This window comes from Vibrio tarriae (assembly GCF_002216685.1).
GTDB classification, from domain to species: Bacteria; Pseudomonadota; Gammaproteobacteria; order Enterobacterales; family Vibrionaceae; genus Vibrio; species Vibrio tarriae.
Map to the genome: position 1 here is coordinate 2,225,187 of NZ_CP022353.1, position 13,321 is coordinate 2,238,507.

8 protein-coding genes and 1 pseudogene are annotated in these 13,321 nt (G+C 50.7%); 5 read left to right on the forward strand and 4 right to left on the reverse strand.

Features of this window, described 5'->3' with window-relative positions:
* Positions 1-69 precede the first annotated feature (69 nt).
* The 4 genes and pseudogenes from CEQ48_RS15845 to CEQ48_RS15860 form a co-directional block, all read right to left on the reverse strand.
* Positions 70-2,361, reverse strand: coding sequence for a patatin-like phospholipase family protein (locus tag CEQ48_RS15845; RefSeq protein WP_181712664.1), 2,292 nt, complete (start codon positions 2,359-2,361; stop codon positions 70-72).
* Positions 2,362-2,600: 239 nt separating this feature from the next.
* Positions 2,601-4,934, reverse strand: a complete 2,334-nt coding sequence (gene mrcB, locus CEQ48_RS15850; protein WP_089071911.1) for a penicillin-binding protein 1B — start codon at positions 4,932-4,934, stop codon at positions 2,601-2,603.
* Positions 4,931-7,393 (reverse strand): ATP-dependent helicase HrpB, encoded by a 2,463-nt coding sequence (gene hrpB, locus CEQ48_RS15855; RefSeq protein WP_089071912.1) that lies wholly within the window; start codon positions 7,391-7,393, stop codon positions 4,931-4,933. The genes mrcB and hrpB overlap by 4 nt, the downstream gene beginning before the upstream one ends.
* 98 nt (positions 7,394-7,491) lie before the next feature.
* Positions 7,492-8,843 (reverse strand): annotated as a pseudogene (locus tag CEQ48_RS15860) (alpha/beta fold hydrolase).
* A 244-nt stretch (positions 8,844-9,087) separates the two neighbouring features.
* Between CEQ48_RS15860 and sfsA the strand changes: the two are divergent.
* From sfsA to folK, 5 genes are all read left to right on the forward strand, one after another.
* On the forward strand, positions 9,088-9,822 hold the full coding sequence (sfsA, locus tag CEQ48_RS15865; protein ID WP_000545808.1) for a DNA/RNA nuclease SfsA: 735 nt from the start codon (positions 9,088-9,090) through the stop codon (positions 9,820-9,822).
* Between the two features lie 124 nt (positions 9,823-9,946).
* A complete protein-coding gene (dksA, locus tag CEQ48_RS15870) occupies positions 9,947-10,393 on the forward strand; it encodes an RNA polymerase-binding protein DksA (protein ID WP_000140367.1) in 447 nt (148 codons plus the stop codon).
* A 73-nt stretch (positions 10,394-10,466) separates the two neighbouring features.
* The gene (gluQRS, locus tag CEQ48_RS15875) at positions 10,467-11,357 is read left to right on the forward strand and encodes a tRNA glutamyl-Q(34) synthetase GluQRS (protein ID WP_089071913.1); all 891 of its coding nucleotides are present in this window, start codon (positions 10,467-10,469) and stop codon (positions 11,355-11,357) included.
* Positions 11,358-11,447: 90 nt separating this feature from the next.
* A complete protein-coding gene (gene pcnB, locus CEQ48_RS15880; protein WP_001062038.1) occupies positions 11,448-12,821 on the forward strand; it encodes a polynucleotide adenylyltransferase PcnB in 1,374 nt (457 codons plus the stop codon).
* Complete coding sequence (gene folK, locus CEQ48_RS15885) at positions 12,818-13,321, forward strand: 2-amino-4-hydroxy-6-hydroxymethyldihydropteridine diphosphokinase (RefSeq protein ID WP_000978980.1); 504 nt, start codon at positions 12,818-12,820, stop codon at positions 13,319-13,321. Before pcnB ends, folK begins: the two co-directional genes overlap by 4 nt.

Sequence of the window (13,321 nt, forward strand, 5' to 3'; positions counted from 1 at the left end):
CTTGAGACTAAAGTTTTAGCTTTCTCACTGAGTGAAAAGCACTCAACACAAACTCGTCTCACGTTCTCGCTATTTAAATGTGGTACCAATAATGAAATAGATCGAGTCATAATTCTGTTCAGTGCGACCATAGCCAAACATAATCGGTCCAATCGGCGAATTGACCCCAGCGAAGATCGAACCTGCGCCATACAAAGGAGCATCTTGCAAACGCAAATCAGGATCAGACCAGACACCACCGTATTCAATCGATGCCCCTAAGTAGACGGGGGAAGTGAACATGCCAAAATCATTATCAAACCAGCGGTAACGGTAAACGAGATTCCCGTACAGCTTGTTTTGACCAATCAAGCTATTGCGTGGTATGCCCGACAAATTGAGAAAACCACCGATGCTTTTCGGATCAATCGGGGTGGATGAATGTTTACTTTTCACCACCCCCATATCCACATTTGCGACTAAAGTATGGCGTGAAAAGGTGTGTGCAGCGATCAATCGCCCAGAAAGCTCCGATACCGTATCAGAGGAGAGCGCATCCCCAGAGAGTGGATTGCTGCCATCAAAACTGTCCTTAGATAGCAGATATTCCAAGTCAAAATAAATCCCTTGCTGGGGCAAGCTGAAGTCATCCAAGGTGTCATGTCGATAATCGAAAAACACACCGCTACGCTGGAAGGAAAAATCCCCAATCGAAGGTAATGAAGATGCTTCACCAGTACCTTGGCTGTAACGAGTTCCAAGCTTTATTTCTCGCCACAATTCAATTTGATATCCCAACGCCACTTCCGCAACCCATTCTGAATAGGTGACAGGTAAGTAATTATCGGTTGCACTCAGCGAAGTATCATCAAACCCCGTCAAAGGGGCATTGCGTGTTTCGTTGCTGTAGAGCATCGAGGCAGTAGTAAATATTTTCTCTCCGGAGAGGAAAGGCGAATAGAGTTCTGCCTCTATCAGTTTATCCGTACCCATTTCCATATTGAGCACTAACTCAGCACCATGCGAGTTAATGTCGGTGAAATTGGTAGAAACCCCCAAGGCATACTGGCTTTCAGTTTCAAAATCATCTTCCAAGAAGAAGCGGAAGTTGACGTAATTCGGTCCCCACGATTTTTCACGAACGTCGATCACTAGCTGTTCTGTATCTTGTTGCTGCTCGTATTGATAGCGCACCAGCTCGAACCGATCTAACGCATAAAGATCTTCTATGCTCGCTTCAATCTCTTCTGTGCTGAGCTTTTGCGCCGGTTCCAAATCGAGCCGGTTCAGTAATAGCAGATCGCTGTAGTGAGTGTTGTTTTGCAGAGCAATCTCGTCGACTTTAATATCGTCACCATAGCGCAAGGTTTTACGCCGCTCTTCTTTCTCATCCACATACGCTTGATATTGTGCTGAACTCAGAGCAATTTTCTTGAAAAAAGCCTGATTATCCATCACTTCTTGATAACCCATCGCAAAAGCCGCCGGCATTTTGTCAAATTCAGTGGTTTCCATTTTGCCCACAGGGGGGCGCAGCAGCAGATCGCGCGAGGTCAAATGATCGATCTGTTTTTCGGTACTGCGGCGAACCAAATAATTGGAAAGTTGGTCAGCGACCGTAAAAAGATTGGTGAAATCATCTTGGCTTTTATAGTCGGTACTGATGTCGACTGCGATAATAATATCCGCTCCCATCGCACGCGCGGCATCAACCGGCATGTTGTTAGTGACTCCACCATCCACCAGCCATAAACCGTCAATTTCATAAGGCGGTAACACCCCAGGTACCGACATACTGGCCATCATGGCATCCACCAAAAAACCTTTATCAAGCACCACTTCTTGTAGATGAATGATGTCGGTCGCTACCGCGCGATACGGGATCACCAATTGGTCAAAAGAATCGAAAGTGGGAAGATTACCTGTGGTTTCACGCAACATGCGCAGCATGTTTTGTCCTTGCACCACACCTTTCGGTGCGCGCACTTCACCCCAATGTAGGCCAAGATCTGTGGTGATTTGGTAGCGATCTTCATACTCTTTGTCACGGACTCGGCGCTGGCTACGATCAACACGATCGCGATACCCACGGTTCCAATCCACGCTGTATATCAGTGCTTCGATCTCTTCTGCGCTCATGCCAGTGGCATATAAACCACCGACATAAGCGCCCATACTGGTTCCTGTGATGATATCGACGGGAACGTGCAGCTCCTCCAGCGCTCTTAACACGCCCATATGCGCGGCACCTTTGGCGCCACCGCCCGCCAGAACTAACGCGATTTTAGGTCGTTTGGCGACTTGAGCCTTGGCTTCTTGTGCCAACGCCAATGGGGCAAACAATATCCCTACGACTACGCTGAATGATACCGCCCATTTCATCACGTGAGTTATCCTCGAAATCCTTAAGAATCAAACCAATATATACCCAAACTATTTGGAGTTACAGGTGGGCGACAAATGAGTTCATCCTTATGAACATACACAGACTCTATGCTTGGGATGAACGAGCCTAGCCAACACTGCTGCAGCCTCAAGTAGGAAGGAGAGAGACGCCTATTGTCACGTAAGCACGGTGAAGTTGTCTCCAAGATAACGACAACTTCACGCCAGCCAACGTCTTACCAATCGAACAGCTTTTTGATCCATTCGGTCGGGCGGTTTTCACACTGCTGTTTTAATTGCTGTTTATTGTCCCAAATAGGCAGTTTAAACGCGTTATCACAATCGAGCGTTAAACCGCCTTGTGCCTGTTTCGCAAAGCCGAAAGTGGTAATACCTTCCGGCCAAGGTAACTGTAATTTCTCTGGAATACGATATTTCAAATATTGCGCATAAACACGCAATGCCCCACTCGCCCCAGTGAGTTTAGTTGGCTGGTTATCATCGCGGCCAAGCCAAATGGTGGTCACTTCACGGCCATCGACCCCAACAAACCAACTGTCACGGTTATCGTTAGTAGTACCGGTTTTACCCGCCAAGGCAGCACTGCTGAATTGCGCATTCAAGTAACGTCCAGTGCCTTCTTGCACCCCTTGTTTCATCGCGTAAGTGGTGAGCCATGCCGCTTGCTGATCGACCGCTTGCGACACTTTAGGTAGCGACTCATACAACACGTTGCCATCCAAATCGAGTACGGAACGCAGCGCCGAAAGTGGGGCTTTTTTGCCGGAATTGGTCAGCGTTTGGTACATCTGCGCGACTTGATACGGCGTAAGCGAGAACGAACCGAGCAACATGGAAGGTACTGGGCGAATTTCGTCACGATTCACACCGAGTTTACCCAAGGTGGCTGAGACTTGATCAATCCCAAGCTTCATCCCCAAAGCCACGGTCGGAACATTCAGTGATTGAGCAAGCGCTAGGTAGAGTGGTACTTCGCCACGATATTTTCGGTCGTAGTTTCTCGGTGTCCACGCACTGCCTTCACTGCCTTTTAAAGTGATCGGTTTATCTTCCAGTGTCGTTGCCAAATTGTATTGATCAGGATGAGTTAGCGCCGTGAGATAAACCGCAGGCTTAACCAGAGAGCCGATTTGTCGACTGGCATTGAGCACGCGGTTAAAACCGTCGTAACCGGTACGCTTACCACCGACCATGGCACGAATTTCACCACTGTGACGATCCACAGCAATCGCCGCCGCTTCCAAATCTTTGCCAGCGGTTTTCGCCAATTGCGGGATCTGATCGTGGATCGCTTGCTCGAGTTTGGACTGCGACACTGGGTCGAGCGAGGTGAACACCCGTAATCCCGAATCCGCTTTAAATTGGTCGCCCAGTTTTTCTTTTAGCTCTATCGATACTTGCTGGAAGTAGGCCGGCTGACGCCCCGATATTTGCGCCGATTTCTGCACATCCAACGGACGCGTTACCGCTTGCTGATACTCTTGCGCGGTCAGAATATCGTGTTCCATCATCAGCTTCAGTACCAGATCGCGCCGCTCGCGAGCGCGCTCAGGATAACGCATCGGGTTGTAATAAGAAGGCCCTTTAACCATGCCAACCAACAATGCCAATTGATCAATCCGTAGCTCTTGCAGCGGCTGACCAAAATAGAGCCGTGAAGCCAGACCAAAACCGTGGATCGCATCTGCGCCACTTTGCCCTAAATAAACTTCGTTAAGATAGGCTTCAAGAATGCGATCTTTGCTGTAACGATAATCGATGATCAGCGCCATATAGGCTTCGCGCAGCTTACGCCACAAGGTGCGATCGCTAGAAAGGAAGATGTTTTTAGCCAGCTGCTGGGTCAAGGTACTGCCCCCTTGCACCGTGCGCCCCGCTTTAAGGTTGACCACCATAGCGCGACCAATCGCAAGTGGTGATACGCCATCGTGCTGATAAAAATCACGATCTTCGGTGACTAAGAGTGCATCAACCAACACTTCGGGGAATTGATCGCGACGTAAAAAGAGTCGCTGCTCCGGCGAATCTTTTTCCAGCATGCCCATCAGTTTTGGCTCTAAACGCAGGTAGCCTAGCTCGCGTTTTTGCTCTAATGATTCGATTTTGTTCAAACCACTGCCATCAAAGGTGAGCATCACTCGGCGATCCGGCTCTGGGCCATCCGCGAATTCAAACGGACGGCGGATCAGCTCAATTCGACTTGAAGAAGAGGCGTATTCACCGGGGAAACGGGGCTGTGCTACTTTGCGGTAATTGAGGACATCGAGCTCATTGCGCAGTTCTTGCAAACTGAGGCCGTTGCCGGGCTCAAGCGTTAAAATACGGGCATAGACCACGGTCGGCAGATCAAACAGCTGACCTTCAAAGCGCTGTTTGATCATCGAATCGAGATAGATACCAATAAAAACCAGCACTGCGGCCAGCGTCAGTGCTAATTTCCAGCCGATACTCCAAATCCTTCCCAGCCAGATTTGCAGCTTGGAGGAAGAGGCACTTTTACCACTGCGCGCTTTACGGCCACGCGATCTGTTACTACTTTTTCTCGTCATGCGTTCAATTGTCGTTTGGTTTTACTGGTTGCCACATGATTGGCAGGATCATCCGGCCACACGTGTTTCGGGTAGCGGCCTTTCATCTCTTTTTGCACTTCTTTGTACGCGCCCGCCCAAAAACTGGCGAGATCGCGGGTAACTTGCAACGGTCGCTGCGCGGGGGAAAGCAGTTCCATCACCACGGCGCGCGTCCCTTTGGCAACGCGTGGCGAACTTTGCTCGCCAAACACTTCCTGCATACGCACCGAGAGCGTAGGCTCCATCCCTAACTGATAACGGATTTTTTTATGATTCCCCGTTGGTAGCAAATGATGGGTTGGCAACCAATCGTCAAGCTGCTGACTGAGCTCCCAGCCAAGATAGTGCTTCAGCGCTTGCAACACGGAGACACTCTGCAAACCTTTCACTGCGGTTACGCCGGCTAAATACGGCTCTAACCACAGTTCGAGGTGCGCCAGTAGCGTTTCATCGTCCAAGGCTGGCCACGCTTCTTCTGGCAGCCATTCGGCGGCGCAGCGTGCACGGGCAAGCCACTCGCTCGCGTCTTCACTCCACTGTAACACTGTTAAGCCTTTGCGCCGTACATAGCTCAGCAAAGCTTGTGTCATTTTTTGTTTATCGGGTTCTGGCAGCTTTTCACGACGAAGCACCAATTGATCGATTCGCCACTGCGCTTCCGCGCTCAAGCGTCCGGCTTTTTCATCCCAATCCACTTGTTCAACCCGAGAAATCAGCGCTGGTAATACGCGTTCAAGCGCGTGGATATCCAGCTCAAGGGCACTGAATATTTGACTCGCTTGAGTTTGGCCGCGCATCAAATCCAAGGCGACCAGATAATCGGCGGCGGACAAACGCTCTTCCACCGCCAGCCAAGCGCCATGGCCATTGGCGAGTAAAAATTGCCCTGTTTGTTGGCCGCGCTGCTGGGCAATTCGATCTGGAAAGGCCAAACACGCCACTAAAGGCAGCCATGTTGAATCAACCGAGGAGAGTGAAAATGCCGTATCGAGTTTGTGCGCCAAAGATTGGGCGCGTTGGATCAGCAGTTTTTGTTTGGGATGACGACCTTGCTGCCAGCGGTGCAAGCTATGTTGTACATCAATCACTTGCCGTTCAGGCTCTTCAAGTAACACCGCCAACGCTAAAGCGCTTTGCAAGGCCGACTCACCTAAGCGATCGGCGCTCAGCAGCATCGCAGCAATCCGCGGCTCAACACCCAGCAAATGTGCCTCTTTACCGGCCGCTGTGAGTTGCGTGCGTGCATCCAAAAGCCCAAGACGCTGCAACAGTTGCTGCGCCTGTGCAAACGCACTGCTCGGTGGCAAATTCAACCAAGCCAAATCGCTCGGCTGCGCGCCCCATTGCGCGAGTTCTAATGCCAGTGGCGCTAAGTCAGTATGTAGCATTTCGGGCTCCGGCACCCAAGGTTGCTGCTTAAGCTGCGCTTCGCTGTATAAGCGCACGCAAATCCCCGGCTCTAAACGTCCGGCACGCCCTGCCCGCTGCTCGGCAGAGGATTGAGCAATCCGCACTTGTTCAAGGCGAGTAATGCCGGTTTTGAGATCAAAACGCGCACTGCGCTCAAGCCCACTATCAAGCACTATGCGAATGCCTTCGATGGTCAGCGAAGTTTCAGCAATATTGGTCGCCAAGACCACTTTGCGCCGCCCCGCCGCCGTGGGAGCAATTGCGCGCTGCTGCGCGGCGAACTCCATCTGTCCATACAAAGGGCAGATTTCAACCTCGCTAGCCAAATCGCTTAACTGTTCGGTTAACTGGTTGATGCTGGCGGCACCGGGCAAAAAGGCCAGCAATGAGCCCGTTTCGTGCTGCAGAAGATGACGAATTTGTCGCTGCATCGCCGCCACCAACGGCTCATCAGAGCGCAGAGGTTGATAGCGAATCTCTATCGGGAAACCACGTCCTTGTGATTCGACATAACTCGCTTGCGGCAGTAAGTTTTGCAAAGCCTGCTGATCGAGTGTGGCCGACATCACCACGATTTTTAAATCTTCCCGCAGCGCAGACTGCACTTCGAGCGCCAACGCCAAGGCAGTATCAGCGTGAATGCTGCGCTCATGAAACTCATCGAAAATCAGCACATCTACGCCATCCAGTTCCGGATCGTTTTGTAGCATGCGCGTCATGATGCCTTCCGTCACAATCTCCAACTGAGTAGCACGGCTGACTCGGTTTTCACCGCGCACCCGATACCCTACACGCTGCCCAACCTCTTCCCCCAGTTGCTGCGCCAAATAGCGGGCAATGTTACGCGCAGCCAAACGCCGTGGCTCTAGCATAATGATTTTGCCGTGGAACCCTCCCGCTTGCAGTAACTGCAACGGAAAGTAGGTGGACTTACCGGCACCGGGCGCGGCTTTGAGGATGAGTTGTGGAGAGTTGGTGATACCGGACAACAGCTTCGGCATCACCTCAATAATGGGCAGTGGTGACAAGGGCGCTTCCTACAAGGTTAAATGGCCGCGCCATTGTACATAAAACGGAGTCCGTGCCCAAAGTGCATTCCTATCAAGAGGCGCAGCAGACAAAAAACTTACTGTGGTGCTCTCTCTTCCGGTTGGGCAATCAAAGGCGCCTCAAGCGTGGGTTCAGAAATCGCAGGCACAGCACTCTCACTCTCTTGTGGCTCAAGCTCTACCGCACTTGAAAGCGGCTCAGTTGCAACCTCTGTGGGTATGTTTTCCATGCTCGGCAGCACAGGCTCATCACTAAGATGGGGAGAGATAACACTGGGCTCCGCCACGGCTTCAGCAGGAGCAACTTCGGTTGCTGCCGTGAGCTTAGACTTCATCCAAGCATTCAAAGCTAATGCCTGATCATCCGTTAAAATGCCGTTATGACCAGCAATCACACCATCGGCCACAGCAAGTACCCACACCGCCTGACGGTTGGCATCTTCGCAACTTTGTACGGTTTTGCGGGCGTGCAATCTGGCGCGAATTTTCCAACCCGCCCCTTGCAATACGTGCATGCAGCCCGGTTTCGCATCGTGCTCAAGCAGCCACTGAGGGATTTTGACCACTTTATTACAATCACGCCCCGAGCACGGGTCCACATCATGAGTGATTGCCCAAGAGTTACCCACGGCGCGCTCGCCATCTTTGATCCAGTTAAAGGCCTCACGTACCGCAAAATCGGTTTTGGACTGCAACACCAGCATGGATGGACCAAAACCTTCTGGACTCAACCACTTATCCAGCGGCTGATACTCTTTGGCAGAGGCTGCGGGGTTTAAAAGCACCGTTAAATGGGTTTCACCGCGACCTGCCGCCAGATTATCCAACATCGCCTGTTTGCGGGCGTGCAGCGCAACCACACCACCCAAGCTGTGCCCAACTAAAATATAGCGCCCTAGCGTTCCTTGACGATGCAGTTCATCCAGCGAACTCAGCAGCTTTCTCACCCCATGCTCGCCAACTCTTCGCGCCACCTGCTTGCTGGTTAATATGGTCGGAAAATCCAATGCTTCCACTCGACTTTCAGGATCGTCTGAACCATCCAACCACAAGGGATCATATTGATCCCCCGCCAACCGATATACAGCCCGATGAGGTCAGGATTGGTCTTCGCCATCTGGCGATGAAAACGTTGAAAAGCGACAAAATTATCGTCAGTGGGAGCCGCATTATGGTGCCAACCGTGAATAAAAATCAGCAGTTCTGCTCCAGGGTTTTTGGCTAACCTCGCCTTCAACATCTCGTATTGCCCAGGCAGGTGCATTTCACCCTCATCATTAAATTCAATGACATGGAAATCAGACCGACTCAACTCAGGCGTGACTTGATGATAGGGCATATCGGGAATACGGGTAGACCAAATTGACAACGCGAGAACAGCCAGCAATACAACCTTAAATAGGGCTATATTTTTCAAAAACTTACGCAAGAAATCTTACCAAAAACAGATACCCAGACTCGGGCGGGCGGCCATTATATGTTCAACTTCAATGCTTCACCAGAGGCGGAATGAGGGACTTTCTCACCTGCCGCTAACCTCTCGATGGCATCGGCCTTTAACAGCTTGAAACACCATGGCTACCGCTTCCAATAGGAAGGGGATTGCGATTGTGACAAAGCCACTAGGGTATGTTTAAATGCCTTCGCCATTGGCTATGAATAAGAAGAGAAACATGCACTTTTCCCCACCTCTGCAAAAAGGAACCTTACTCAAACGTTACAAACGCTTTTTGGCCGATGTCGCGCTGGAAGATGGTTCGGTGATCACCATGCACTGTGCCAACACGGGCGCCATGACTGGCTGCGCCGAGCCGGGTAGTACGGTGTGGTTTTCTACATCGGATAATCCCAAACGCAAATACGCCCACAGTTGGGAACTGACGCAGACCCAAGCAGGTCACTGGATTTGCGTGAATACTGCGCGAGCCAACGCATTGGTGGTCGAAGCGATTTTGGCAGGAGAGATCCCACAACTGCGGGGTTATGACGCACTCAGCACCGAGGTGAAGTACGGCCATGAAAATAGCCGTATCGATATCTTGCTAAAGTCAGATTCTCAACCACACTGCTTTATAGAAGTAAAAAGCGTCACTCTTTTGGATGAGATTCAAGGTGATAAAGGGCAAGGTTACTTTCCTGATGCGGTGACAACCCGTGGTCAGAAGCATCTGCGTGAGCTGGCGGAAGTCGCTAAAGATGGAAGCAGGTCGATACTTTTATTTGCCGTTTTGCATTCAGGGATTGAAAAAGTCGCTCCCGCTCTCCATATAGACGCGAACTATTCACAGTTACTAAAAGCGGCACAAGAAGCCGGAGTGGAAGTGTTGTGCTACAAAGCGTCACTTTCAAAACACGAGATCCGAATGGTATCTGAGGTCAAATTTGCCCATCAAGTGACAAAAAATTGATGGTGTCTTCACATTGACGATAACTTTACCTTCGATTGTTTGCCTCCCCCACTTCTTTTTGCTATAGATACCCGCCTTAAATTTAACTGCTCTCGCAGTTGACTAGGGTTAGTAGGAGATCTGTATGACAGAGTCTAAAAAGAAAACGCTAGGCATCCTAGCCATTGCTGGTGTTGAGCCATATCAGGAGAAGCCGGGTGAAGAGTATATGTCACCTGGGCAAATCACACATTTTACAAAGATTTTGGAAGCGTGGCGCAACCAACTGAGAGAAGAAGTGGACCGTACCGTTCACCACATGCAGGATGAAGCAGCCAACTTCCCAGACCCTGTTGACCGAGCTTCTCAAGAAGAAGAGTTCAGCTTAGAACTGCGTAACCGTGACCGCGAGCGCCGTTTGATCAAGAAAATCGAAAAGACCCTCGACAAGATCAAAGAAGAGGATTTCGGTTACTGTGAATCGTGCGGTGTGGAAATCGGTATTCGCCGTTTAGAAGCGCGCCCAACGGCCGATCTTTGTATCGATTGCAAAACACTGGCTGAAATCAAAGAAAAGCAAATGCTTGGCTAAGATGGAACAGTAAGGAAAAGGGAGCACAAGCTCCCTTTTCTTGTTTCTTTGCATTTGAAAGGTAAATCGCCCTATGAACTATATTGGTCGCTTCGCCCCCTCTCCTTCTGGTCCATTACATTTTGGTTCTTTGATTGCGGCGTTGGGAAGCTATTTCCAAGCCAAAGCACAACAAGGAACTTGGCTGGTCCGTATTGAAGATCTCGATCCGCCCCGGGAAATGCCGGGAGCAGCCGCGCACATTTTGCGTACATTAGAAGCCTACCGCCTGCACTGGGATGGCACTGTGGTTTACCAAAGCCAGCGTCACGCCTTATACCAAGATCAAATCGATGCTTGGCTAAGCACAGGTCAAGCTTACTACTGCCAGTGCACCCGAAAAGCCATCAAAGCCATGGGCGGCTTTTATAACGGCCACTGCAAAATCCATCCGCCAGCGCGGCAGCAAGACTGCTCGATTCGGCTACGAATGGATAATCCGGTGCAACAATTCATTGATTTGAAACACGGCACCATCACCATACCCAAAGCATTAGCAGAAGAAGATTTCATTATTAAACGCCGAGATGGCCTGTTTGCTTACAATCTTGCTGTGGTACTGGATGATATTGATCAAGGCGTGACTCAGGTGGTACGCGGCGCAGATTTGATAGAACCAACAGGGCGGCAAATCAGCTTGTATCACACTTTAAAACAAAAGCCGGTCAGCTACTTACATTTGCCTTTGGCGATGGATGGGAACGGGAATAAACTCTCGAAACAGAATCACGCTCCGGCCATTGACTCAACCGCGCCTCGGCAGACCATTTCCCATGCGATGCAGTTTTTAGGCTTTACGCTGCCCGCGGATTTTTCCGATGCCAGCGCAGAGCAAATGCTGTCTTGGGGCTGTCAACATTGGCAGGTGAGCCAGCTACCGGAAGCGATCGAGATCACACCAAGATTCTCAAATGGTCCTGCTTAAGCTATTATTAGCGCCAAATTCCGTCCGTTTGAGCGTCAAATTAAGCAGCGTAGCGCTTACAGCGGCAACAGCAATCATTGTCAGAAGCACATGAATAATAACGATTTTGAACCGAGCAACACTCGCACATATCCAGACTTAGCTTTGACCATCATTCCGCGTCAGGAACACCCTATCTCGCGTCAGCAGATCAGCGAAAATGCGCTGAAAGTGCTCTATCGTCTGCATGGTGCGGGGTTTGAGGCCTTTCTGGTCGGCGGCGGTGTGCGTGATTTACTTCTGGGTGGCAAGCCGAAAGACTTTGATGTGGCCACCAACGCAACCCCAGAGCAATTGCGCCAACTGTTTCGCAACTGCCGTCTGATTGGCCGCCGTTTCCGTCTCGCGCACATTATGTTTGGACGCGACATCGTCGAAGTCGCCACTTTCCGTGGCCATCATCAAGAGTCGAGCCAGAGCCAAAATATCGCTGCACAATCCGAAGCGGGTATGCTGCTGCGTGATAACGTGTACGGCACGATTGATGAAGATGCCGAGCGCCGCGATTTCACCATCAATGCCATGTATTACAACATTGCAGACTACAGCATCCACGACTATGCCGGCGGCATGGAAGATCTGGAAGATCGTTTGGTGCGCCTGATTGGCGATCCGGAAACGCGTTATCGTGAAGATCCGGTACGCATGCTGCGTGCAGTGCGTTTTGCGGTCAAACTCGATTTTGATATCGAAGAAGATACCGCGGCGCCGATTGAGCAACTTGCGCCATTGCTGCGTGACATTCCTGCGGCTCGTCTCTACGAAGAGTCGCTCAAAATGCTGCAAGCAGGTCATGGTTTAGAAACCTACCACTTAATGCGTCAATACAATCTGTTCCAGCAGCTTTTTCCAACCATCGCCGAGCATTTTACCGCCGATCACAGTTCAAAAACCGAGCAGATGTTGGATTTGGTGCTGGATGCGACCGACATTCGAGTTGAAGAAGATCTGCGCATCAATCCAGCCTTTATGTTTGCCGCCATGCTGTGGTATCCGATGATTGATCTCGCGGATCGCTTAATGGAATCGCTCAACCTAAATGAATTTGATGCAATGACCGAAGCCAGCAACCGCATTTTGGATGAAGTGGTCAAACGCATCGCGATCCCGCGTCGCCATACCACCACCATTCGTGATATCTGGCAGTTGCAGCAGCGCTTACCCCGTCGCAGTGGTAAACGAGCCTTCCGTCTACTTGAACTGAACAAGTTCCGTGCAGGCTTTGATTTCCTCGAAATGCGTGGCGAAATTGAAGGCGGTGAAACCAAACAATTGGCGGAATGGTGGGCAACCTTCCAAAGCGCGGGACGCAATATGCGCCAAGCCATGGTGGGTGATATCGGTAATGCAACGGGCAGCAGCAAATCTGGTGCTCGCCGCCGTAAACCATCCCGCAACAAATCCAAGAGTAAATCCAGCGAATGATGCTTGCCTACATTGCGATTGGCAGTAATTTGGGCGATCCCGTCGCCCAAGCACAACTGGCCATACAACAGCTTACTCTCATACCGAAGTCGCGCCTTATCGCGGCTTCATCGCTCTATAGCAGCACTCCGATGGGGCCGCAAAATCAGCCTGATTACATCAACGCTGTTGCCGCCATCGAAACCGAATTAACGCCACTGGAATTGCTCGATTGCACACAACGCATTGAGCTAGAACAGGGGCGTGTCCGTAAAAGCGAACGATGGGGACCGAGAACCCTCGATCTCGATATTGTGCTTTACGGCAATGAGGTGATAGAGACCGAGCGCCTCACCATTCCTCACTATGGAATGAAAGTACGTGAATTCGTGCTTTACCCGCTCGCGGAAATCGCACCAAATTTAACCCTCCCAGACGGGACTGAAATCCAAGCGTTATTGCAACAAGTACCGCTCAATGGGCTCAGCATTTGGCACTCGCCAACGTCGAGTAAGGACTAA

Excerpts from the sequence above, each read along its gene's own strand:
- folK (WP_000978980.1), top strand. The coding sequence starts at position 12,818 with ATGATGCTTGCCTACATTGCGATTGGCAGTAATTTGGGCGATCCCGTC.
- sfsA (WP_000545808.1), top strand. The coding sequence starts at position 9,088 with ATGCACTTTTCCCCACCTCTGCAAAAAGGAACCTTACTCAAACGTTAC.
- pcnB (WP_001062038.1), top strand. The coding sequence starts at position 11,448 with ATGAATAATAACGATTTTGAACCGAGCAACACTCGCACATATCCAGAC.
- dksA (WP_000140367.1), top strand. The coding sequence starts at position 9,947 with ATGACAGAGTCTAAAAAGAAAACGCTAGGCATCCTAGCCATTGCTGGT.
- CEQ48_RS15845 (WP_181712664.1), bottom strand. The coding sequence starts at position 2,361 with ATGAAATGGGCGGTATCATTCAGCGTAGTCGTAGGGATATTGTTTGCC.
- mrcB (WP_089071911.1), bottom strand. The coding sequence starts at position 4,934 with ATGACGAGAAAAAGTAGTAACAGATCGCGTGGCCGTAAAGCGCGCAGT.
- gluQRS (WP_089071913.1), top strand. The coding sequence starts at position 10,467 with ATGAACTATATTGGTCGCTTCGCCCCCTCTCCTTCTGGTCCATTACAT.